The sequence below is a fragment of the Schaalia odontolytica genome (genome assembly GCF_031191545.1).
In the GTDB taxonomy this organism is placed as follows: domain Bacteria; phylum Actinomycetota; class Actinomycetes; order Actinomycetales; family Actinomycetaceae; genus Pauljensenia; species Pauljensenia odontolytica.
The window spans coordinates 212,492-236,603 of record NZ_CP133472.1 but is presented as its reverse complement, the minus strand read 5'-3'; the positions used below and the strand labels follow the sequence as shown (position 1 = coordinate 236,603).

Genomic DNA, 24,112 nt, shown 5'->3' with positions numbered 1-24,112 from the left:
AACCTTGCGGGGTTCAGCTCTGGACGGGTCCTCCGTAGATCTCGTCAATGATGGAGGCAAGGCGGCGCGTGGCCTCCAGGCGCTTAACCTTCAGGGAGGGCGTCAGCAGGCCGTTGGCCTCCGTGAAGTCGGTGGACAGGACCTTGATCTTTCGGATCGATTCGGCGCGCGAGACGTGCTCGTTCGCCGAGGCCACGGCCTTTTCCAAGGAGGCGAGGACCTCGACGTTCGACGCGGCCTCGGCCACGCTCATCGGTGGCAGGGAGTGGGCGGCGAGCCAGTCGGGTAGCATCTCCGCGTCCAGGGTAATGAGCGCGGCGACGAAGGGACGCTGGTCGCCGACGACCAGGACCTGGGAGATGAGCGGGTGGGAGCGCATCGGGTTTTCCAGCGCTGCCGGCGCGACGTTCTTGCCGCCGGCCGTTACGATGATCTCCTTCGCGCGCCCCGTGATCGACACGTAGCCGTCGCGGTCCAGGGAACCCAGGTCGCCCGTGCGGAACCAGCCGTCTTCGGTGAAGCAGGCGGCCGTGGTGCCCGGGTCGTTGTGGTAGCGCTGGAAGACGCTGGGGCCCTTGAGGAGGATCTCGCCCTCGTCGCTGATCTTGAAGGACATGGGAGGCAGGGCCGGGCCCACGGTGCCGATCTTGGACAGGCGAGGAGTATTCACCGAGACCGGGCCGACCGTTTCGGTGAGGCCGTAGCCTTCCAGGACGGGGATGCCGACGCCGCGGTAGAAGTGGGCGAGCCAGGTCGCCAGGGGCGCGCCGCCGGAGACGATGTAATCCGCGTTGCCGCCCACCAGGCGGATGATCTGCTGGTAGACGAGCCTGTCGGCGAGCGCGTGTTGGGCCTTGAGGGAGGCGCTGGGGCCTTCCTCGGTGTCGAGGGCGCGCGAGTATGCGATCGCTACCTTCGCTGCCCAGCGGAAGATCTTGCGCTTGGGGCCCGAAGCCTTCGTGTCCGCCGAGTTGTAGATCTTCTCCAGGACGCGTGGGACCACCAGGAGGTAGCTGGGCTTGAAGGAGGCGAGGTCGTTGAGAAGGTTCTTGATGTTGGAGGCGTGGCCGAGCACGCCGTTTCCGCTGATCTGGAAGACCTGCAGGAAGCGCGCGAACACGTGGGCGAGGGGCAGAAATAGGAGCAGGCGCGAGTCCTTGCCCGCCGCGATCTCCGGCATCCATGCGTGGGCGTTGAGGCACAGGTTCGTGAAGTTCTCGTGGGACAGGACCGTTCCCTTGGGGGTCCCGGTCGTGCCCGAGGTGTAGACGATGGTCGCGATGTCGTCCTTCGTGAGGGCGTCTGCTCGTGCGGCGACGCGGTCGCGGGGCGTGGCCGCGCCTTCCGCGATGAGGGTCTCGATGGCCTCGGAGTCCAGGGAGAGCACGTCCGTGTTCGTCCTGTGTTCGCGCTGTGCGGCCGCGCGCACGATCTCCGCCATGGACACGGTCTCGGTGATGATGAGGGTGACGTCCGCGTCGTTGAGGACGTGGGCGACCTGGTCGATGGAGCTGGTCTCGTAGATGGGCACGGGGACAAGCGCCGCCGCCCAGCACGCGAAGTCTAGGAGTGTCCACTCGTAGCGGGTGCGGCTCATGATCGCGACGCGGTCCCCGGGCTCCAGGCCCCGCGCGATGAGGCCGGCGGCCACCGACTGGACCTCGTCGTAGAACTCGCGCGCCGTGATGGAACGCCACGTGTCGCCGATGCCGATCTTGCGCAGGATGAGGGGGCGGGTGGCGCCGCGTTGGACGCGCTCTTTGAGCAGGTGGGGGATCGTCGTGTGCTCGTCGATGCGCACCATGACGGGGGCGTGCCATTCGAGGGCCTCGGTGGTTGTCTGCGCCTGCGTCGTCTCGTCGTCGTTGGACGAGGCCGGGGTTTCTTCGGCGGTCATGTGTGCTCCCTGGTCGCTGGGCGGGTGGCGCCGCGAGAGGGGATTCAGCGCGGCGCAACTGCTGTTACTCGATATCTTACGCTCGCGTAGGGTGGGAGAGGAGCCGTCTTTAGGGGTGGTTGCTTGTTTTCGCTGTGGCCGGGGAGAGCACAGCCGCGTGGGTGCTAGTCGAGGCCGAGCTCGGCCTTCACCTCGTCGAGCGTGTAGACCTCGTCGGGGTGCTCCGCGTAGTCCTGAACGGCCTGCTTGATCTGCTCGTGGAGCTGCTCGAACGGATGCCCAGGAGTAGGGCTGTCGGCGTAGCGCCGAAACTCATTAAGGAATGAATCGGCTAGCTGACGATCGTCTGCTGCGCGCGTGCGGACGGTGGGCTGCTGCGCGCCGGATGCGACGGCCTCGATGCCTTGCCGTTCGTGCTCCTTGGGGCGCCAGAACGACGTGATGTCCTGCTTCTCGGTGAGCTGGTGCTCGATGAAGGCGGTGGCGAGCTCGTAGTCGAAGGGTTTGTCCCACGGCTGGCGCGCGAACATTTTGCCGAAGTCTGTGCCGCGCTCACGTATGACCGGTTCGAAGTGGAACATAGTGGCGCGCTCGGGCACCATTGCCATGTGCTTGGAAGCTGCCGAGAACCCAATGATGTAGGTCCCGTGGTGGGTGAATATTGGCTGGTTCCACGCGATGCGCAGCTCCAGCTCCGGGTAGGAGAGCCCCACTGACACCAGCACGTCGACCATCCGCGCGCGATTGTCGTCGTTCGGGATGGTCGCGAGGTACTCGTCAAGCGTTGAGATGGCCATGTGATGACTCCATCCGATGATGCGTGCGTCATGATGCTTGAAATGACTTGTGGATGCATGAGTTTCATGCTCGTGTTTTAGCCCTGGTGGGCGGTGTCTCACCTTACAGAGTTACACCTGTAGTTCCTCTGAACCGTCAAGTCCTTCTAGGAGATTATCGGCCTCCTCAATCCTTCCGGCCAATCGGTATGCGTGGGAAAGCGTCAATCTAAAGAAAATGGTTAATGGGTGTCGACCACCTAAAACTCGTAGGCTATCCGAGAATGTACGTTCGGATAACGGAATAGCTTGGTCAAGTCTGCCTGCTACTTGGTAGGCGTGAGAAAGACTGTTGCGTGTTGACAGTGTTTGAGGATGATCAACGCCCATAACCCGCATGCGGTTAGCCAGATTCTGCTCATACAGTGCAATAGCGTCATCGAGTCTATCGGTCAGTACGTTCGCATATGCGAGGTTGTTGCGCGAGGCTAGGGTGTTGGGGTGGTCGTCGCCCAGGATGCGTCTATTGTCAGCGAGGACCTGCTCGTATAGGCTGATGGCTTCGCTGAGGCAACCAGCATCCTGGTAAGTGTATGCGAGGTTGTTGCGCACGATTAGGGTGTTGGGGTGGTCGTCGCCCAGGATGCGGCTACTGTCAGCGAGGACCTGCTCGTATAGGCTGATGGCTTCGCTGAGGCGACCATCGGACTTGTATGCTCCTGCGAGGTTGTTGCGCGAGGCTAGGGTGTTGGGGTGGTTCTCGCCCAGGATACGGGTGCTATCCGCGAGAGTCTGCTCGTATAGGGTAATAGCTTCGTTGAGGCGACCAGTTTCCTGGTACGCTTCTGCGAGATTGTCGCGTGACGTCAAGGTATCGGGGTGGTCCTTCCCCTGGATACGGATGCGGTCGGTGAGGATCTGTTCGAACAGGGGTATGGCCTCGCTCAGGCGTCCTGCGGACACGTACCCGCTTGCGATGACGTCGGCACCTTGCGTGTGTTCAAGACCGGGGGTGATCGTGCTCAGTGCAGCTTCCGCGTTATCAAAGTGCCACGATGCAGCAAACCAGCGCACCAGCATGAGTCTGCTTTCTGGCGACTGAGCATCAATGTCTAAGCGTTCGGCGCGGTCAATCCATGCTGCATTTGTGCCATCGCGTGGAACATTGCCTACCTCTCGCAAAGCATCGCTGAGGAGTGACAAGCGCACAGGAATAAGACCCGCCTCATCCTGTGCTCTGAGCTCGATCGCCTGGCGAAGTGAACTGGGTAGAGCCATGACAAGCTCTGCGTCACCGGCAGCAACTGCAGCGAGGGCATCCTCAACCTGTCCTAAGAGATCGAGAGACTTGACTCGTGAAGCAGGAAGGCTAGTCAGACGCCGTGCAAGAGTACCGACGTCATCACTTTCCATCCTCGACAAAGCCACCATGCAGTAGTCGTTTTCGGAGAAGGTCTGAAGCTGTTCCACATCAAACCAGTTGGTGAGAAAATCGACGATCAGTGGTAGTGGCTCACCTCTAGAATCCTTGATCTGAAATGCGAGCCGGGCAAGGGGTTCGGCAAGATCGTAGTAGGTCCGGCGACGATCAAGGAGAGCAGTAAAAATGGTCGAGGTGGGCTTGAGCCAGCCGCGTTCGGTCAGGTCGCTGACAGCCTTGGCCGTACTGCGCTGATCATAACCGATTCGTTCGGCAAGATCTTTAACTGGGAGGGGGCGGTCGGCCGAGGCGAGTTCTGCAACGATGAGGCGCTGCATGGGCGACAGCCGCGCCAACTGCTCCTGATAATATGGGGTCAGGTCGTCGAAGCGGTTGAGGAGTAATGTCGTAAGGTCGCGCAGGTCCTCAACCGTGAGCGCGCTGCCGAGCAGCGCCCACAGTCGCGGCTGCCCTCCAGCCAAATGCGCGATCGTATGAATCCGTGCCAGTGATTCATTGTCCGACAGGCGTTTAGCAAGCTCGCTGTTGTTCGCTTCTCGCGCCAGTTTTATGAGCATCTCGCGTGCTTCTTCGGGGGAAAACCGATCGAGACGAATCGTGTCGAAGAAGCCGAAGAATGGGGCAGCATGAGACGAGAGGCTGCGATCTAGTCTAGTCGTGCTGGCGATGATCAAGATACCCGGCTCGGTCTGCAGCAGGTTGCGAAGCTTCTGCTGGCCGGCCTCTCCGAGAGCATCGAGAATATGGTCAAGATTCTCCGCGAGAACCAAAATTGGACCGTCCTCATGACTGGTATGTCGAATATGCGCGTCAAGTTCGTATTCATCGGTTTTCTGCGTGGGCAAATCTGGTGCCACACGCTCAAGAATTGCAGCGAGAAGCCGTCCGTAGGACACGAGCGTCCATGGGTCCTCGGGTAGCCAGGCAATTCGTAAAGGCTTGCCTACATTCGTGTCAGCAAGGTTCTTGGATCGGTGATAAACCAATGAAATGAGGTGTGTTTTTCCTGCGCCTCGTGGCCCGACAAGGAGCGTATGATGAGGACTAGGCGTATGCCCCAGGGCTTTGACGCGCTTCATGAGTGCCTTGAGGATTGGCTGGCGCACTACAAGGAGGCGCTCAAGCATTTCCTCAGGCATAGTCGATGGGGTAAAACGAGAAATAGAGACGGTGCTCATCGACGGTCCCACACTCCCTTCTTGCGTGCCCAAATGTACTGGAGCGCGGGGTAGCGCCAGCGCGCGGAGAGGCCTCGGCGTTCCAAATAATGGTCCTTGACAAGATCGTCAAGAGTAGCGGCTGCTTCTTTGTTGGGGGCCAGAGAATCTATGGAGACCCACACGTTGGTCTCCGATAGTGCCTTCCGTAGAATGTCATCAGCGATGCGTGCACGACCGTCGTAGTTGGAGGGCACCCTGGTCAGAAAATGCTCAAGGCTGTAAAATTGATCAGGGTCATCAATAAAATCCTCAAAACAATCGTGAACATCGCACGGTCGGGTGACGTTCCTAGGTCCTTCACCGAGCATCTTCACGACATTATGTAGCAGGAAAGGGACTCCGCCAGCTACTTTCACAAGCTCGTTGATGACTGCGTCGATTAGCGGTTGTTCAATTCCTAGCAAGAGGCGGGAGGCGAGCTCTTCGGCCTCTTTGTCGGCTAGGGGGCCAAGGGGTACGGGATTGAGGTCGTTCAAGACGCCCTGCGTTGTGTTGATTTTACGCAAGACATGGTGAAAGCCGATGGACCCGGTGACAATCCATCGAATCCGTGATGTGTCTTGCCGTAGTGCCCTGAGGGTCTGGAGTACTTTTTCGGCTGAGCTAGTTCCCTCACGAACGGCGATATTGTTAATAGCCATGGGCACTTCATCCATCATCACGATTGGAATCGTCTTGCTGTCTTCGTTTTCAAGGGCAGAAAGGACTCGAGTCAGTAGGTGGTGTGGAGATGTCCGTTGAAAATAACCCTTGATTGCAAGTGGGCCCTTTGAGAGGGAAATTTCACTATTGTCAAAGATAGTTTCTAGTTGCTTGCGTGCCCTTAGTGGAAGGGATCTATCTCTAATTAGTGCCTCAGCTGTTTTGATAAGAAAGCCATCAACTGTTTCTGTTCCTTCGTAGTCGATGAAGTATGAGTGGAACGACTGTTCTCGCGCGGCGAAGGTGCGCATCCAGAAGGTCTTGCCCATGCGCCTTGGATCGGTGAGAAGGAGGTTTGAACCGGCTAGTAGACGATCACGGGCTCGTGTGGTCATCTCGACGCGGCCGACGAAGTTAGCGGGATTGCGATCGTTGCCGGGCTGTGGGGTGATCGGTTGAAGTTCCATGACGGCCTCCTAGTACGTGAAACCCTCCGTATATATGTACGTGAGAACGTACGTATAAGTATACGTGAAGATTGCCGTACGTCAACAGGTGGTGGGGTGGAGGATTTGCTGGCTTAGTTCAAATCCGATAAAGACTCTGAAAAGGTGGGGGGCCGCCCGTGGTTTCCCACGGGCGGCCCCCAAACAGCTAGGCGATCAGCCCTTGCGCTTCGCCGGTGCTTCGCCCAGCTCGAAGGACTCGACAACGGCCTCGGTGGCCTCAGCGTCGTCGGAGGCAGCCACGGTCAGGGCACCCACCGCCTTCGACGCGGCCTCCAGGTCACCCTTCACGGACTCCAGAGCCTCCACCTGAGCCTGCGGAGCGCGCACCGTCACCGCCAGGAACGGGGTGCGCGGCGACACCTTCGCCTCAGACTTCACGCGGCGCAGCGCGATCAGCGCAGAAGACGCGGCCTCCAGCACCGACGGATCGCCCTGTGCGCCGGCCAGATCCGAGGAAACCGGCCACGTCGCAACGTGCACGCTGCCCTCGCGGTACCAGCTCCACACCTCCTCCGTCACGAACGGCAGGTAGGGGGCCAGCAGGCGCACAACGTTGTCGATCACGATCGCCAGAGCCGCACGGGCAGACGCGGCCGAGGCCTCGTCCCACGCGCCGTCACGGTTGTAGGCGCGCTCCTTGACCAGCTCCAGGTAGTCGTCGCAGAACGTCCAGAAGAACGACTCCGTGACCTCGAGCGCGCGCGAATGCTCGTAAGCCGCCAACGCAGCCGACGCCTCGTCGATGACGGAGGCCAGCGCCGCCAGCACCGAACGATCCAGCGGCACCGTCACCAGCGCCGGATCCAGATCGATCGCCGCGCCCTCGCCGCCCATCGTCAGGGCGAACTTCGAGGCGTTGAGAACCTTGATCGCCAGCCGGCGCCCAATCTTCATCTGCTGCTCGTCGAACGCCGCATCCAGGCCCAGGCGAGCCGACGCCGCCCAGTAACGCACGGCGTCCGAGCCGTACTTCTCCAGGATGCCCATCGGAGTCACGACGTTGCCCTTGGACTTCGACATCTTCTTGTGGTCCGAATCCAGGATCCAGCCCGACAGACCCGCGTGCTTCCACGGCAGCGCGCCGAACTCCAGGTTGGCGCGCACCACAGTGGAGAACAGCCACGTGCGGATGATGTCCTGGCCCTGCGGGCGCAGATCCATCGGGTACGTGCGAGCGAACAGGTCCTCGTCGTCCAGCCAACCGCACGCCAGCTGCGGGGACAGGGACGACGTCGCCCAGGTGTCCATGATGTCCAGCTCGCCCACGAAGCCACCGGCCACGCCGCGCTGATCCTCCGTGAAGCCCTCCGGCACGTCCGTCGACGGATCCACCGGCAGGGCGGCCTCGGTGGGGGTGATGATGTCGTCGTAGTTCACCTGGCCGTCCGCGTCCACGCGGTACCACAGCGGGAAGGGCACGCCGAAGAAGCGCTGACGCGACACCAACCAGTCGCCCTTGAGGCCCTTCACCCAGTTCTCGTAGCGCACGCGCATGAAGTCGGGGTGGAACTCCAGCTCGCGGCCGCGGCCGATCAGCTCCTCGTTCAGGTCCGCGCCCGAGGCCGGGTTCGTCCACGCGCGGCCACCGTTTCGGATGTACCACTGGCGCGAGGTGACGATCTCCAGGGGCTTGTCGCCCTTCTCGAAGAAGTTGGTCTGACGCATCGTCTTGGTCGGCTCGCCCTTCAGCTCGCCCGACTCACGCAGGGCCGCCACCACGGCCTCGCGCGCCGAGAACGTCGTCTTGCCGGTGATCTCCTCGAAGGCCGCGCGGCCCGCATCGGTCGTGATCCACTCGGGGGTCTCGGTGATGATGCGGCCGTCCTTACGCAGGATCGCGCGCAGCGGCAGATCCAGGTCACGCCACCAGTCGATGTCCGTCGTGTCGCCGAAGGTACAGCACATGGCGATGCCCGCGCCCTTGTCCATCTCGGCGTCCGGGTGAGCCAGGATCGGCACCTCGACGCCGTAGACGGGGGAGGCGACCGTCGTGCCGAACAGCGGCTTGTAGCGCTCGTCGTCCGGGTGGGCGATCAGCGCCACGCAGGCGGCCAGCAGCTCGGGACGCGTCGTCTCGATGCACACGTCCACGCCGTCCTCCACGGGCGCGCCAGCAGCAGCGGCCTTCGCGGCGGCCTCGGCATCCGTGATGTGGAAGGCCAGGCGGTGGTAGAAGCCCGGGTACTCGCGGCTCTCCAGCTCAGCCTGGGCGACCGCCGTCTGGAAGGTGACGTCCCACAGGCCCGGGGCCTCGGCCTGGTAGGCCTCGCCGCGCGCCAGATTACGCAAGAAAGCGGCCTGGGCGACCTTGCGAGCACGCGCTCCGATCGTCTGGTAGTTCTGCTTCCAGTCCACGCTCAGGCCCAGGTAGCGCCACAGCGCCTCGAACTGGGCCTCGTCCTCGACCGTGAGGCGCTCGCACAGCTCCACGAAGTTCTTGCGCGAAATCGGCTTCTGGTCGCGAGCCTTGATCGACTTGCCGTCGCCGCCCACGTGCGGGGGCTCGAAGTCGGGGTCGTAGGGTGCGGTCGCGTCCACGCGCACGCCGAAGTAGTTCTGCACGCGGCGCTCGGTCGGCAGCCCGTTGTCGTCCCACCCCATCGGGTAGAACACGGACTTGCCGGTCATGCGCTGGTAGCGGGCCACGACGTCGGTGTGCGTGTAGGAGAAAACATGGCCGATGTGTAGGGAACCGGACACCGTCGGCGGGGGAGTGTCGATCGAGTACACCTGCTCGCGTGTGGCGCTGCGGTCAAAAGCGTAGGTGCCCTGATCTTCCCAGGCCTCACCCCACTTGGCTTCGAGGCCTTCGGGGGCGGCGCGGTCGGGCACGCGAGGCGCCTGCGCACGGGTGTTCATGGCCGTCATTGAGTTATCTCCATCCGAGTCGTGGACTGTTTGCCCCACTAGGGTACTTTTCCCCGGCCATTGCGGTCCAACGCAGCGCCGAGGCGCGGGGCACCGGTTGCTCACACGCGCCGTTACAAAAGCTCCTCTAGTGGCGAGCTCGGGTGAACGCGAGCGCGTGGGGATACCGTGGTGTCAGGCAGGGGAGCCGGGACGAGGCCCCCCCGCGCGGAAGGGGAGAACATGAGCGCGCAATCGCTGGGTGAGCAGACCGTCGACCTGTTGGGGTGCCTGGTGCGCCTCGGCTGCGTCAACGACCTGACCGCCGATTCGGGCGGAGAGGAGCGCGCCGCCGACCTCCTCGAGGAGTTCTTCGAGGGCCTGCCCGTGTCGATCGAGCGGATCACCCCGCACCCGGGGCGCACCTCCCTCGTGGTCACGGTCGAGGGCGCGGATCCGCGCAGCGCCGGCACGCCACTGACCCTCCTCGGTCACACGGATGTTGTGCCCGTGGACGAGAGCAAGTGGACGCGCGAGCCTTTCGGCGCGCAGATCGAGGACGACGTCATGTGGGGACGCGGCACGGTCGACATGCTCCACCTGACCGCCGCGATGGCCGTCGTGACCCGCGAGGTCGCGCGCTGCGCCCAGAACGGTCATCCGCCCGCGCGCTCCCTGGTGTTCGTGGCCGCTGCAGACGAGGAAGCCCGAGGAGGTCTCGGCGTCCCGTGGATCGGCGAGCACAGGCCGGACGCCGTCCCGTGGGACGCGGCCCTGTCCGAAATGGGAGGGGCGCACATTCGCGGGCGCCGCGGAGGCGACAACGTCGTCGTGGTCGTCGGCGAAAAGGGGGCCGCCCAGCGCCGCCTGCACATCCGCGGCGACGCGGGCCACGGCTCGGTCCCGTTGGGGCGCACGAGCGCCGTCGAGCGGCTCGCCCAGGTGAGCGCGGCCCTGTCCGGTGCCCGCTGGCCCGCCGCGAAGGACGAAGCCTGGGCATCCTTTGTGCGCGCCTTCGAGTTCGATGAAACGACCGAAAACAGGCTCATCAACGGCACCTACGAGGGCGACTACTCGGAGTTCGGTGACCTGGCTGCCTTCGCACACGCGATCTCCCACGTGACCGTCGCCCAGACGGTCGCCCGCTCGGGTGGGCCCATCAACGTCATGCCCTCCCACGCCATTCTTGAGCTGGACATCCGCACGCTGCCGGGCGTCGATGACGACGACGTGGATGCCGCCATCACGGCGGCCCTCGGCGATCTCGCCGAGCACGTGAGTATCGAGCGGCTCCTGAGTGAGGCAGCCACGGCCTCGTCGATCGACACCGACCTGTACCGGGCGATCGAAGCGGCTCTGGCAAAGCGTTACCCGCGGGTGGCAGTCGTTCCCATCCTCTTCCCCGGCGGATCCGACCTGCGCGTTGCCCGCAGGCGCGGGGGCATCGGGTACGGCTTTGGAGCCGTGGACAGCGGGGCAAGCCTGGGACAGGTTTACTCCCAGCTGCACGCGCACGACGAACACATCGCCCTGGCCGACGTGCGTGCGACCGCGGAGGTCCTGCACGAGGTCGTGACCACCTACCTGACACATGTGTGACACATAATCAACCGGTGTTACAAATGACCGCCTGACGATGATCCTTCTCGACCCGTTTCTCCTGTACATACCGTAGATGTCGGCACTACCGCCACTACCCAAAGCAAGGAGACACCGATGCACATCGCACGCATCCCACGAACAGCAGCCACCCTCGCCTCCGTCGCTGCCATGATGTGTGCGACCCTGGCGTCCTGCGCCCCATCCGCTGGAGGCGCGGCCAAGTCGGCGTCCCGCGAGGGAACGATCGCGGTGGGTCTGCCGGGCTCCCTGTCCACGCTGGACACCGCCCACGAAACCGGCATCATCAACTACTATGTCGCGCAGGTCGTCTCCGAAGGCCTCCTCGCCGTGGGCAAGGACGGTCAGCTGATCCCCGCGATTGCGTCCGCTTATCACACCGACGACGCCCAGACCTGGGTGTTCGACATCCGCCCCGACGCCCTGTTCCAGGACGGGAACCCCGTCACTATCGACGATGTCCTTTTCTCGATCGACATCGCCAAGGATCCCGACAAGTCCCCGTCCTCCGCGGTCTACTGGCCCGCGGGCGTCCAGGCCGAGCAAAGCGGCGACAACCAGATCACGATTACGCTGCCCGCACCCGCCGTCAACTTCGGTTGGACCGTGACCGCGAACGGCGGACTGTGGATCACCGAAAAGTCCTTCTACGAGGCGGCCGCCTCCTACGGGTCCTCCGCGGACCTCATCATGGGAACAGGCCCCTACAAGGCCGTGTCCTTCCAGCCCGACTCCAAGGCCGTCTTCGAAAAGAGTGGCACATGGTGGGGCGGGGACACGCCCGCTCAGACCATCGAGTTCGACTTCTTTTCTGACGAGAACGCGCGCTTCCTCGCGCAAAAGAACGGGACGATCGATGTCGCCACCCAGCTGCCCATCGACCAGGTGTCGCAGTTCCAGGGCATAGGCGGCGTGAGTGTCCTGACCGAGTCGGACCGCTCCTACGTGGGCCTCACGTTCGATCAAAACGTCGAGCCCTTCGACGATATCCACGTGCGCAAGGCTGTTGCCCACGCGGTCGACCGCTCCACCATCGTCTCCTCGATCCTCAAGGGACAGGCAACGGCAGCGATGGGCATCGAGCCGCCAGACCAGCTGGGCAGCGAGATCGGCGAGCTGGCAGCTGCGGACACCCAGGCGGGCCTGCCCATCGACTCCTTCGACCTGGACGCCGCGCGCGCCGAACTCGCCCAGTCCAAGGTCCCCGGTGGCTTCGACGCCGAGCTGACCTATCCCTCGTCGATCCCGGACCTGGGATCCGCCGCCCTCGCGATCGCCGACAACCTCAAGCAGATCGGCATCAACCTCACCGTCACCTCCAAGCCCATCGAAGAGTGGATCTCCGAGGTTGGCAGCGGCACCTACGGCCTGTCCTACATGAGCTACACTTCCACGACCGGCGACCCGGGCGAGGTGGCCGGGTGGCTCCTCGGCCCCGATAATCCCGCGCGCTACGACAACGCGCAGGTCCACGGACTGATCGCCTCCCAGGCCGCCCAGACCGACCCGAGCAAACGCGTCGCTGACATCGTCGAGGCGGAGCGCATCGCTCAGGAGAATACGATCTACTCGCCGCTGTGGTGGGGCAAGACCTCGACTGCCTTCTCCTCGCGCGTCACCCCGACGGAGTACACGCCCTACTTCTTCATGACCCCATGGGCCTCCTCCCTGGAGCTGGCCAAGTAGATGCTGCGCTACATACTCCGTCGCCTCGCCGGCGCGGCAGCGGTGCTCACCCTCCTGTCCTTCGTGGTCTTCTCACTCCTGTATCTCGTACCCGGAGACCCCGTGAAGATTCTGGTGGGCACGAGGCGACTGACCCCCGAGGTGCGCCAGGCCGTGACCGCGCGTTACGGTCTGGATGAACCCCTGGTTGTGCGCTACTGGCACTGGCTGACTCGCGCCGTTACCGGCGACTTCGGGGACTCGGTACGTTCCGCAACGCCCGTGACCGACGTGCTCGCCTCGCGCGTGTCACTCACCGCCTGGCTCACTATCGGCGCATTCATCCTCGCCGTCGCCGTCGGTGTCCCCTTGGGGATCGCTGCCGCACGGCGCAGAGGAACGTGGGTCGACCGCACGATCGTCGGATGGTCGGTTGTCGGTGTGTCCGCACCCGGATTCGCTCTCGGCCTCGTGCTGCTGTACGTCTTCGGGCTCATGCTCGGATGGTTCCCCGTCTTTGGCGAAGGCGCGGGCCTCGCCGACACCCTGTGGCACCTCACCCTGCCCTCCATCGCCCTCGCGACCGGAATCGGTGCGATGCTCGTACGCATCACCCGCGCGGCCGTCGGCGCCGAGCTTGGCCAGGACTACGTGACCTTCGCGCGCTCGCGCGGAGTGCCGAGCAGACGCGTCACGGCGATGTACGTGCGGGGAGCGGCCCTACCGATCATCACATCCGCTGGCCTGATCCTCGGGACGCTCTTTGGGTCCACGGTGCTCGTCGAAGAGGCATTCTCCCTGCCCGGCCTCGGACAGCTCCTCGCGGACTCCATCACCTACAAGGACGTTCCCGTTGTGCAGGCCATCGCGCTGCTCGTCGCTTTCGTCATCATCGTCGTTACCTTGATCGTCGATGTCGTCGCCTTCGCTGTCGATCCGCGTCAGACGATTGGCGCGGGGAGGGGAGCCTGATGGCGTTGTCGTTTTCTCCGCGCGCCCTGGGACGAGGCATAGGCTCCTCCACGCGCAAGATCCCCGGCTCGGTGGTCCTGTCCGTGGCGGTGCTTGTCGTGGTCGCGATCTGCGTCGTCTTCCCGTCGGTGCTGGTTCCCGGCGCGCTGGACCAGAACCTGGCGCTCGGCGTGAGCCCGGCGGGCACCGCCGGACACCTTCTGGGCACGGACAAGGTCGGACGTGATGTTCTCGCCTTGACGGTCGCCGGCGCGCGCTCAGCGATCGTTGGCCCGATTGTCATCGCCGTCGGGTCAATGGTCGCCGGTCTGATCTTTGGGATGAGCGCGGCCTGGCGCGGCGGGCTGTGGGACGCTTGCGTGTCTCGCTCCTGTGAGGTGCTCCTGTCGCTTCCCGTCACGCTCCTCGCGATCGTCGTCGCCGGTGTGATCGGAGGTAGCTACTGGGTGACGGTCGGGGTCCTCATCGTGCTGTTTGCTCCCTCCGACGTCCGTATGATCCGTTCGGCCACGCTCGCGCAAAAGCCCCAGCCTTACATCGAGGCCACGCGCGTCCTGGGCCTATCGGGTCCGCGCATCCTCGCGGTGCATATCCTGCCGAACATCACGCCGATCGTGTGGGCGAACCTCTTTGTCAACATCGCGTTCGCGCTCGTGTCCCTGTCCGGCCTGTCCTACCTGGGCCTCGGCGTCGGGGCGCAGGATGCCGACTGGGGGCGCCAGCTCGCTGACGGACGAGTCCTCCTCTCTCAAAACCCCGCCGCGTCTGTGACCGCAGGCCTCGCCATCATCGTCACGGCCACAGCGATCAACATTGCGGGTGACTGGTTTGCCGACCACAAGGAGCGTGACCTATGAGTACCGCGACGATACGTGACAGCGGCGACGGCCTCGTGGCCTCGCATGTGAGCGTCACCGACCGCTGTGGGCGAGTGATCGTCGACGACGTAAGCGTGAACGCCCGCTCCGGGCGCACCCTCGTCATCGTGGGTGAGTCCGGTGCGGGAAAGTCGATGCTCGCGCGCACGCTCTGCGCTCTCACACCTTCGGCCCTCTCTCCCAGCGGCACGGTGTCGCTGGGCGGGGAAGCCTACGACCTGGTGGCGGACCAGGGGCGTTTGAAGAAGCAACGTGGTGGTGGCATCGTCTGGCTCCCGCAGGATCCCTTCACCTCGCTGGCACCGACGCTGCCGTGCGGTGAGCAAATCACCGCTGCGCGCACCGGCAGGCGCTTAGAGCGAGCCCAGCGCGCACGCTCACTTCTCGATGACGTCGGCCTGGACGCACGTGTCGCTCGCTCGTACCCCCACGAACTGTCGGGCGGAATGCGCCAGCGCGTCGCCATCGCGGCAGCCCTCGACTCTGAGCCGCGCGTCCTCATCGCCGACGAACCGACGACGGCCCTGGATGTTACCACCCAGCGCGACATCCTGACGCTGCTGACGCGCCTGCGCAATGAGCATGACATGGCGCTCGTGCTCGTCACCCACGACCTGGCGCTCGCGCGTCAGTTTGGCGACGACGTCATCGTCATGAAAGACGGTCAGATCGTCGAAGAAGGACCGGTCAATGAGGTCTTGACCTCGCCTGTGCACGAGTACACGAAACGCCTGGCGGACGCCGAACCCCGGATCGATGGTCCCAACCCGCGCGAAGGCAAGTCCACGTCCGACGGCGTAGAAACGATCGTCGAGGTTCGCGACCTCACGAAGGTATTTCGATCTCGTAAGGACTCGCACATTGCCCTCATGGATGTGTCCCTGGACATCGCGCGGGGAGAATCCATCGGCATCGTCGGAGAATCCGGGTCTGGTAAGACGACACTCGCGCGCATCATCATCGGGCTGGAACACGCCGACTCTGGAACGGTCCGCGTCAACGCGCAAGCCGATCGGGGACCGGCCGTCGGCATCGTCTTCCAGAACCCGTATTCGGCCCTCAACCCTGCGCGAACCATCGGGCAGACGCTCGCCGAAGCAGCCTCCGTCGCGGGTCGCCCGGCCAGTGACGTCACCGACCTGCTCACCGCAGTCGAACTCCCGGCAGAGTACGCGAAGCATCGCCCCTCCCGCCTCTCTGGTGGCGAGCGCCAGCGGGTGGCGATTGCGCGTGCGCTGGCAACACTTCCGAGCGTCCTCATCGCGGACGAGGCAGTCTCGGCCCTCGACGTGTCCGTTCAGGCATCCATCCTCGACCTGCTGATGCGCCTGCAGGCGGAGCGGGGATTCGCTCTCGTGTTCATCACCCACGACCTGGTGGTGGCGCGCGCGATGTGCGACCGCCTGGTCATCATGAAAGACGGCCTCGTCGTGGAGGAAGGCCCGACTGAAGAGATCCTGCACAGTCCTTCCGAGGAATACACGGTTCAGCTCCTGAGCGCCGTGCCCGGTCGAGACATGGAGGCCGTATGAGCACCACCCCGACGTCAACCCCGATCCGGCCCGGCGATAACGTGCGCGAGCAGCTGAAGGCTCTTCGTGTTCCCGACGCGCAGGCCGAGCGATGGGCAGCGATGGGTCCGGCGATGTCCGCGACCCTGTGGACGTTCAACGGGCACGCACTCCTGGAAGCCCACCGGGCGACCTCGGCCCACCGAACGATCGTGGATGCGTGTCTGCTGGACGGTGGCGACGCCGGGGCACGGGCCATCGAGTCTGCTCAATCGTGGGAGGTTCTCATCCAGGCCGTCCTCGATGCTGCTCCGGGTGCCCCGCTTGCGAAGGCTGCGACGCGCGATGAGGGCTCCGTCTTCGAGAAGGCGCTTGGCTCCCGAGGCTTTACTGCCGCAGGGGTGGTCGGCTCGCCGCTGTCCATCGAGGAAGACCCCGACCACGGGCACGCCAGCGTGCGCGGATGGGTTCGGTGGAACGCTCGTCCCGAGGCGATTCCCGCGTATGTGCGGCAGAAAACCGACTTCACGTGCGGCCCGGCCAGTGCGCTCATGGCCCTCGCACACGCCAGCGGAGGTGCCCCTCATGAGGTCAGCCACGGCCTGCGTGACGAGATGGAGCTGTGGCGCGAATCGACGTACTCGCTCGGGGTTGGGCCCTACGGCTTGGCGGCGGCTCTGGCCAGGCGCGGACAGAGCGTCGAGGTAGTCGTCACCCATGAGGGGCCGATCGTTGGGCTGACGCGCGCGCACGCGGCGTCCCCCGCGGTCAGGCGCGCCATCCACCACCAGCACGTGGACGAGGCCAGGGCACTCGGGGTTTGGGACCGGATCGCCGCGTTGGGCCTCGAGGATCTGCGTTTCGCTGTTCAGCGGGGAAATGGCGTCATCGTGCTCGTTGACCTTGCGGATCTCAACGGGGAGCAAACACCCCACTGGGTCTACGTGTGGGGGATCGTCGGCGAGCACGCACTGATTCACGATCCATGGAACGACGAGCAGTTCGGCGAGACCTGGGTCGAAACGTGGTCGGAGGCAATCACGCTCGAGCAGCTCTGGGAATCGGCTCAATGGGAGGAAGAAGAACGCGCCAGAGCCTGCATCATCGTGCACCTGTGAGCGTCGCGCTCGCGGGTGTATAACGATGCCGGGGCCGGGTCACGTGTTCGTGCACCCCAGCCCCGGCCTCGTGAATGACGAGCGAGCCCCTTACAGGACCATCGCGGCGATCCACCCGCCGACCAACAGCGGGATGTTGTAGTGGATGAATTCCGGGATGACCGTGTCGCGCATGTGGTCGTGCTGACCGTCCACGCTCAGACCGGCTGTCGGGCCAAGCGTGGAGTCGGATGCGGGCGAACCTGCGTCGCCCAGAGCACCAGCGGTACCGATGATTGCGACGGTAGCGACGGGGGAGAAGCCCAGCGCCACGCACAGAGGCACGTAGATCGCCGAAATGATCGGCAGGGTCGAGAAGGACGAGCCGATGCCCATCGTGATGATCAGGCCGACAACAAGCATGATCATGGCGGCCAGCGCCTTCGAACCGTTAAACATCGCGGAGGTCTGCTGGACGAGAGGCTCGATCTGACCCGAGGCCTTCAGGACGGAGGCGTAACCCTGCGCGGTGATCATGATGAGGCCGATGAGGCTCATCATCTTCATGCCGCCGCTGAACACGTCGTCGGCCTGCTGCCACGGGACGACACGCATGGCGAGCATGAGGCACAGACCCACGAGAGCACCCACGAGCAGCGGGTCGGCATCGGAGTCCATCTTGGTCAGGACCGCCTGGATCACGAAGCAGGCGATGAGGGCGACGACGGCCGCCCACACCTTCACCATGCTGATCGGCTTATCATCGCCCGTGCTGAACTCGGTCTCGCGCTGCTCGTACTCGCGCGGCTTGCGGTAGGAGACGAACAGGGCGATGAAGCAACCCACCGCCATCGACAGGGCGGGGATCGCCATGGCGGCCATCGGATTGACGACGCCCTCGACGGGCAGACCCGCATCCTCAATGTTCTTGTAGAGAATGTCGTGCAGGAAGATACGACCGAAACCGATCGGTACGAACATGTAGGTCGTGACGATGCCGAAAGTGATCGCACAGGCAACCATGCGTCGGTCCATCTTCAGCTCGTTCATGACGCCGATGAGCGGGGGAACCAGCAGCGGGATGAAGGCGATGTGAATCGGAATGAGGTTCTGGCTCATCACGCCCATGACGAGGACACCGCCGAGGATGCCCCACTTGGCGGAACGGGCGACGCGCGCCGAATTCGAATCATCGGCGTTGCGTAGCCTATTGATGATCCAGTTCGCCAGGAGGCGAGGCAAACCCGAGTGGGCGACCGACATGGCGAACGCGCCGAGCAGGGCATAGGACAGAGCGATCTTCGCGCCTCCGGCCAGGCCGTCCTGAAATGCGACCATGGTGCCGGAAATGCCCATTCCGGCCACGAGTCCGCCCACGAGGGAGGCGACGAAGAGTGAGATGACGACGTGCACGCGAGCGATGCTGAGGACCAGCATGACGATCACGGAAAGCACGACTGCGTTGAAAAGCAACATGAGTGTTCCTGTGTTGAGGGTGCGCGACAGCGCAAAAATAGGAAGGTAAGCCGCGTCGCGGCAGGTGGAATCAGCCGAGATGGGAGTCGGCGTGGATGGAGGCGTCGACGGCACTAACCAGTGCGGTCGACAAACCGCCTTCCTCGGCGGCCAGCAATCCTGCGATTGTGGTGCCGCCGGGGCTTGTCACGCGATCAATGAGTTGCGCGGGGATGGTTCCATTCTCGCGCTCGGCAAGGAGCAGCGTGGCGGCCCCCGCCATCGCCTGCGCTGCGATCTCGACGGCGCTGTCCTTGGACAGCCCGTACTTCAGGCCCGCGCGGGCGAAAGAATCAACAATCTGGAAATACCAGGCCGGAGAGCACGAGGCCAGGGCCTGGAACACGGGGAAATAGTCCTCGTCGATGAGGATGGTGCGGCCGACCGAATCCATGAGGGATCGAACGGCCTCGACCTGGGCGTCGGTGGCGCGCGTGGCCGTCAAGGCGGTCATGGACTGTCCGACGGTGGCTGCGACGTTCGGCATGACGCGTACGAGCGGGATGCCCGCGCCGAAGTCAGTGGTGATCTGGTCGAGCGTGCGTCCAGCCGCCAAAGAGACGACGCAGATGTCGGGGCGACCGACCACGATGGGGGAGATCTCCTTGATGATCGCGCGCTGATCCTTGGGCTTGACAGCCAGGATGACGATGTCGACCTGACGGGCCAAGGAAGCGTTCGAGGACGCGGCGTTCCCGCCGAGTTCGTCGGCGAGATCGCAGGCCTTGGTGGCCGTGCGGTTGGAGAAGACCAGTGTCGCGGGATCGACGCCGGACGCGACGGCACCGCGAGCGATGGCCTGGGCCATGGCTCCCGTTCCGATGAATCCGATACGCATCAGGGTCTCCCGTGACAGTTGGTCGATTGGGATGCAGCCTACCCCGTTTTGCAATTTCTTGGCACAGTGGCCGAAGTGTGAGACGAGGCCGGGGCCCGAGATCCTCAATGTGAGTCCCTAGCCCCGGCCTCGCGCCATATAGTGGCGATGTCAGCGCTTGCGCGTGCCGAAGATGGAACGCGTGATCTCGCGGCCGGCTGTACGCAGGACCGACCCGAGGACGTTTTCGACCTGGCGGGTGCGCCGTTCGGCGGCGCGCTGGCGAGCGGCCTCCTCCTTCTCCTGCTGCTTTTCGACCTGGCGACGCAGCCGCTCCATTTCCTTCTGGCGTGCGGCCTCTTCCTTGGCGGCGGCCTTCTCGGCTTCCTTGGCGGCGCGCTCGGCTTCCTTCTCGGCCTCCTTGGCGGCGCGCTCGGCTTCCTTCTCGGCCTCCTTGCGCTCGCGTTCTGCTTCCTTGGCGGCCTCCTCCTGAGCGATGGCTTCCTCGCGAGCGGCCTGGGCCTCTGCGCTGCGACGCTCGAGCTTCTCCTCGGCCGAATCCGGGTTCACGGCGTCGCGGTAGCGGCCCATGATGACGCTGGACTGATTGATGCGCCCGATCGTGTCCGTAGAGGCGGGACCCATGACGGAGGCGGGTGCCCAAATGCCCACGGGGGTGACCGGCGTGGGGTTACCCTTCGGATCAAGGACGGTCACGACCGCCTCGCCCGTACCCAGGGTCGTGAGGACCTCGTCGAGCTCCAGGGAGGTCTTCGGGAAAGTCTGGACCGTCGCCTTGAGCTTCTTGAAGTCATCCGGCGTCGATGCGCGCAGGCCATGCTGGATGCGCGAACCGAGCTGGGCCAGGACATCGGAGGGGATATCCTTGGGAGTCTGCGTCACGAAGACGACGCCCACGCCCTTGGAGCGGATGAGGCGCACGGTCTGGACGACCTGACGCTCGAACTCCTTGGTGGCGTCCGCGAAGAGCAGGTGTGCCTCGTCGAAGAAGAACACGAGCTTGGGGCGCTCGACGTCGCCGACCTCGGGCAGGGTGGAAAAGAGGTTGGCGAGCAGGAACATGATGACCGCGCTGACCAGCGCCGGGCGCGAGGAAATGTCACCGACGCCGAGCAGGGAAATGATGCCGCGGCCCGTCGAATCCATGCGCATGAGGTCGGCCGTGTCGAACCCGGGAGCGCCGAAGAACTGGCCGCCGCCCTGGGACTCGAGCGCGGTCAGGGCGCGCAGGATGACGCCGGCAGTGGCCTTGGAAACGCCACCGATCGTCGCCAGCTCGTCCTTGCCCTCGTCGGAGGTGAGGAAGGAGATGACGGAACGTAGGTCGGGCAGATCCACGAGCTCGAGTCCCTGGCCGTCCGCCCACGCGAAGATCAACTGGAGGGCCTGTTCCTGCGTCGTGTTCAGTGAGAGCGCGCGGGCCAGCAGGATCGGGCCGAAATCGGAGACCTGGGCGCGCACGGGCACACCCGGGAACTGCGCATCCGCGCCGCCCAGGCTCAGCAGCTCGATCGGGAACTGGGACGAGGCCCAGTCCTGCCCGTTGGCGGCCGTGCGGCTCAAGAGCTTCTCGGAGCTCACGCCCGCCTCGGCCAGGCCCGTCAGGTCGCCCTTGACGTCGCACAGGAGCACGGAGGATCCGTTAGCGGACAGTCCCTCGGCTAGGAGCTGGAGGGTACGGGTCTTGCCTGTGCCCGTCGCGCCGGCGACCAGGAGGTGGCGGTTGAACATGGGCAGCGGCATCTTGGCGCTCACGCCGGGCACGCGCGCGCCACCGTCGATGAGGGTGCCGATCGTGACCGCCGGGATGTCCCAGGAGTAGGCACCCTGGATCTGGGTGGCGAAAGCCGACAGGTCCCCGCTGGGGGCAGGGGACGAGGCCGGGGCGGCCTCGGGTGCCTGCTCGGCCTGTGCCTCGCCAACGGAGGTCGGTGCCTCGGGGGCAGGTTGCGTGCCCTGGTCCTGTGCGGCCTGGCCGCCGGAAGCTTCGAGCTGTGCGCGCAGAGCCTCTGCCTTCGCGCGGGCGGCCTCAGCTTCGGCCGCCTTCGCAGCGGCTTCCGCCGCAGCGAGCTGCGCCTTCAGTTCCTCGATATTCTCGCTCATAGTGTTGCCTTTCGGCTGCGGGCGCGGGGCGCCACTGTACTTCGACGTCTCCGCAACAGTATCCCTTGGGACCGCGGTCCCATGCGAGTTGTGCGGTGTGGGTTGGGTGTGGGATTCGTCCACAAGCCCACCGCGCGCATCGCAGTTATCCACAGGGGGTCGTTCTCGTGTGTTCCCCGGGTGTTTACGGGGGCTAGCGTGGGGTCATGAACGTGCCACGATGGATGGCTCGTCGGCGCATGGCCGCGCTGACGAAAGCCGTATACGACAGCGCCCTGACGGAGGACGACGAACCCGCCGAGCCGAGTGTCGCCCGTCTCTTGCCCGGCGGTGCGACCGTAGCAGCGCTCATCGTCGTGGTCGTCATGATCGCGGCCGTCGGCGTGTGGAGGCACGCCGCGAGGGTGGAACGCGCTCCGTCCCTCGCTCAATCCGCGTCGCAGCAAAGCGGCGATGTCACACCCTCAACGGGTGAGCCGCCACAACCCGCAGCCTCGCCCAGCAACGGCGGAGGAGACGTCGTCGTCTACGTCTCCGGTGCCGTCGCCGCGCCCGGCGTCCTCACCCTGCCGGCCACCTCCCGAGTCCTCGACGCGATCACCGCGGCTGGAGGCGCGCTACCCGAGGCCGACCTGGAATCGATCAACCTCGCCCGCGTCCTCGTCGACGGAGAACAGATACGGGTCGGCGTTGTCGGAGAGACACCACCACCCGCCTCAGCCGAAGCGGGCACAGCCGCTCGGTCCTGCGTTCGCCTGGGCACCGCGACCGAGGCCGAGCTGCAGACCCTGCCCGGCATTGGCCCAGCACTCGCCCAGCGCATCATTTCCTATCGATCCACACATCCGCGCCTGAACTCCGTCGAAGAGCTTGACGATGTCCCGGGTATCGGACCATCACTCATCGAGAGGATCCGACCCGGGGTGTGCCCATGAGCAACACGCAGCCACGATGCGCTCCCCGCATGATCGATCTACGCCTCGCCCCAGCAGCCGCCGCGACCTGGGCGGCCACCTGGTGGGCGACAGGACACCCGGCTCCCAACGCCACGATCTATGGGTGCGTCCTCGCGGCGCTGTGCTGCGCCGCCTCCTACGCCCGCACACGCCAAGGACGCACGAGCCCGAAGCACGCTCTCACGCCACCCAGATCCTTGCGCCTCGGCCTCGCGCTCATCCTCGCGTGCGCGGCCTGCGCGCTCGCGGTTGGCTCCACCGCCCGCCGGGACTACGACGACGACCCCGCCCAACGTGACTCCGGATCCATCCACGCGCGCGTCGTACTCCGAAGCGACCCCGCCCCCGCATCGTCCGTCTTCTCCGACAGGCGACGTGCTCGCGTGCACGTCGAGGCGATCTCTGAAGGGGAGGAATGGCTCCCCTCGAACGCGACCGCGCTCGTCACCGCACCCGGATGGGACGGCGGCGCGCGCGGCGACGTCTACGAGGTCTGGGGGAGCCTGGACACGACCTTCGCGGCTGACGCGCCATCGGTAGGCGCAATACGCGCCAGGCGCGCACGCCTCATCGAGCGGCCCGGCGGCCTGGCCGCCTGGAGACGCGCCACTCACCAAGCTTTCGGCCAGGCCTGTCGCTCCCTGCCCGCAGACGCGCGCGCCCTCGTCCCCGGCATGGCGATCGGGGACGACCGAGGACTGCCCGCAGACCTCTCCCAGGCGATGAAGACAACCTCCCTCACCCACCTCACCGCCGTCTCCGGCTCCCACATCGTCATCATCCTGGCCACCGTCACCCTCGTCCTGCCCGCGCGAAGACTCCTGCGCGTCGCGGCAACCCTCCTCGTCCTCGGGACGATCCTCACCCTCGTCGGCCCCGACGCTTCCGTCGTGCGCTCCGTCTGCGTCGCATCCGTCGCCGCTCTTGGCCTCATCCTTGGGCGCGACGGCCAACCAATCGCGGCACTGTGCGCCGTCGTGATCGCCACCCTCCTCATCGATCCCTGGGCGTCCCGTTCCTACGGATTCGCCCTGTCGGCGCTCGCCGCGCTCGCGGTCGTCGGTCCCTCGGCGGCGCTGATTCGTCGATCGCGCCGGTATCTTCGTGGAGACACGCGCGTGGGAAAGGTACTGCGCCGCCTGACGGAGTTGGTGTGCGTGCCCGCCCTCGCCGAGCTTGCGACTGCGCCCCTCATCGTCTCCCTGTCCGGGAACGTTCCCATCTGGGGGATCGCGGCCAATGTTATCGCCGAGCCCGCCGTTCCGGTCGCGACGGTTGCGGGACTTGCGGGGGCTCTTCTCGCCCCGCTGAGCATCCGCGCGGCCTCAGGGTGCGCTGTCGTCGCCTCGTGGGCGACCACGTGGATTGCCGGAACTGCGCGCTGGGCCGCTTCCCTGCCCGGCAACGGGGTGCGCGTGCCGGGTGGTTCTTCCACCGTTCTGAGCGTGTATGCGTGCTGCGGCGTCGGATGGATCGCGTGGCAGGCGTGGGCGCGCTGGGGTGCGCCGCTCGCGGGAGAGCAGGCAGCGTGAGAGGAGAACAGACACCCACGCACGGGTGTGATCGCCGAGCGCCCGAGAAAGCTGGTGACACCTGCCACGACTCGTGTCCGCCCATGGCAAAGA

The 24,112-nt window shown here is 64.9% G+C and carries 16 protein-coding genes; 8 read left to right on the top strand and 8 right to left on the bottom strand.

Features of this window, described 5'->3' with window-relative positions; all coding sequences use genetic code 11:
- Positions 1-13: 13 nt before the first annotated feature.
- The 5 genes from RDV55_RS01030 to valS form a co-directional block, all read right to left on the bottom strand.
- Entirely contained in the window at positions 14-1,897 is a 1,884-nt protein-coding gene (locus RDV55_RS01030) for an AMP-dependent synthetase/ligase (RefSeq protein WP_111822937.1), read from the bottom strand.
- A gap of 164 nt (positions 1,898-2,061) precedes the next feature.
- Entirely contained in the window at positions 2,062-2,694 is a 633-nt protein-coding gene (locus RDV55_RS01025; protein ID WP_111822938.1) for an iron chaperone, read from the bottom strand.
- Between the two features lie 111 nt (positions 2,695-2,805).
- Positions 2,806-5,292 (bottom strand): tetratricopeptide repeat protein, encoded by a 2,487-nt coding sequence (locus tag RDV55_RS01020; protein ID WP_218017129.1) that lies wholly within the window; start codon positions 5,290-5,292, stop codon positions 2,806-2,808.
- Complete coding sequence (locus RDV55_RS01015) at positions 5,289-6,443, bottom strand: hypothetical protein (protein WP_111822940.1); 1,155 nt, start codon at positions 6,441-6,443, stop codon at positions 5,289-5,291. Before RDV55_RS01015 ends, RDV55_RS01020 begins: the two co-directional genes overlap by 4 nt.
- Positions 6,444-6,638: 195 nt before the next feature.
- Positions 6,639-9,353 (bottom strand): valine--tRNA ligase, encoded by a 2,715-nt coding sequence (gene valS / locus RDV55_RS01010; protein WP_111822941.1) that lies wholly within the window; start codon positions 9,351-9,353, stop codon positions 6,639-6,641.
- A gap of 222 nt (positions 9,354-9,575) precedes the next feature.
- Between valS and RDV55_RS01005 the strand changes: the two genes are divergently transcribed.
- From RDV55_RS01005 to RDV55_RS00980, 6 genes are all read left to right on the top strand, one after another.
- Complete coding sequence (locus RDV55_RS01005) at positions 9,576-10,931, top strand: M20/M25/M40 family metallo-hydrolase (RefSeq protein WP_111822942.1); 1,356 nt, start codon at positions 9,576-9,578, stop codon at positions 10,929-10,931.
- A gap of 117 nt (positions 10,932-11,048) precedes the next feature.
- A complete protein-coding gene (locus RDV55_RS01000; protein WP_111822943.1) occupies positions 11,049-12,638 on the top strand; it encodes an ABC transporter substrate-binding protein in 1,590 nt (529 codons plus the stop codon).
- Positions 12,639-13,589, top strand: a complete 951-nt coding sequence (locus RDV55_RS00995) for an ABC transporter permease (RefSeq protein WP_111822944.1) — start codon at positions 12,639-12,641, stop codon at positions 13,587-13,589.
- Positions 13,589-14,446 (top strand): ABC transporter permease, encoded by an 858-nt coding sequence (locus tag RDV55_RS00990; protein WP_111822945.1) that lies wholly within the window; start codon positions 13,589-13,591, stop codon positions 14,444-14,446. The genes RDV55_RS00995 and RDV55_RS00990 overlap by 1 nt, the downstream gene beginning before the upstream one ends.
- Positions 14,443-15,999, top strand: coding sequence for an ABC transporter ATP-binding protein (locus RDV55_RS00985; RefSeq protein WP_111822946.1), 1,557 nt, complete (start codon positions 14,443-14,445; stop codon positions 15,997-15,999). Before RDV55_RS00990 ends, RDV55_RS00985 begins: the two co-directional genes overlap by 4 nt.
- Positions 15,996-17,096 (top strand): peptidase C39 family protein, encoded by a 1,101-nt coding sequence (locus tag RDV55_RS00980; RefSeq protein ID WP_111822947.1) that lies wholly within the window; start codon positions 15,996-15,998, stop codon positions 17,094-17,096. Before RDV55_RS00985 ends, RDV55_RS00980 begins: the two co-directional genes overlap by 4 nt.
- 90 nt (positions 17,097-17,186) lie before the next feature.
- Here the strand turns inward: RDV55_RS00980 and RDV55_RS00975 are convergent, their stop codons facing one another.
- The 3 genes from RDV55_RS00975 to RDV55_RS00965 all read right to left on the bottom strand — a co-directional run bounded on the left by RDV55_RS00975 (position 17,187) and on the right by RDV55_RS00965 (position 21,531).
- Positions 17,187-18,551: a Na+/H+ antiporter family protein gene (locus tag RDV55_RS00975; RefSeq protein WP_111822948.1), complete on the bottom strand. Its 1,365-nt coding sequence runs from the start codon at positions 18,549-18,551 to the stop codon at positions 17,187-17,189.
- A gap of 70 nt (positions 18,552-18,621) precedes the next feature.
- On the bottom strand, positions 18,622-19,428 hold the full coding sequence (proC, locus tag RDV55_RS00970) for a pyrroline-5-carboxylate reductase (protein ID WP_111822949.1): 807 nt from the start codon (positions 19,426-19,428) through the stop codon (positions 18,622-18,624).
- A 150-nt stretch (positions 19,429-19,578) separates the two neighbouring features.
- Positions 19,579-21,531, bottom strand: a complete 1,953-nt coding sequence (locus RDV55_RS00965) for a helicase HerA-like domain-containing protein (RefSeq protein ID WP_111822950.1) — start codon at positions 21,529-21,531, stop codon at positions 19,579-19,581.
- A 206-nt stretch (positions 21,532-21,737) separates the two neighbouring features.
- On the opposite strand from RDV55_RS00965, the gene RDV55_RS00960 reads away from it, so the two are divergent.
- Both RDV55_RS00960 and RDV55_RS00955 read left to right on the top strand, forming a co-directional pair.
- Positions 21,738-22,466 carry a ComEA family DNA-binding protein gene (locus RDV55_RS00960; RefSeq protein WP_245907622.1) on the top strand — a complete coding sequence of 243 codons (729 nt, stop codon included), beginning with the start codon at positions 21,738-21,740 and terminating at the stop codon, positions 22,464-22,466.
- 29 nt (positions 22,467-22,495) lie between these two features.
- Complete coding sequence (locus RDV55_RS00955) at positions 22,496-24,019, top strand: ComEC/Rec2 family competence protein (protein WP_111822952.1); 1,524 nt, start codon at positions 22,496-22,498, stop codon at positions 24,017-24,019.
- Positions 24,020-24,112 lie beyond the last annotated feature (93 nt).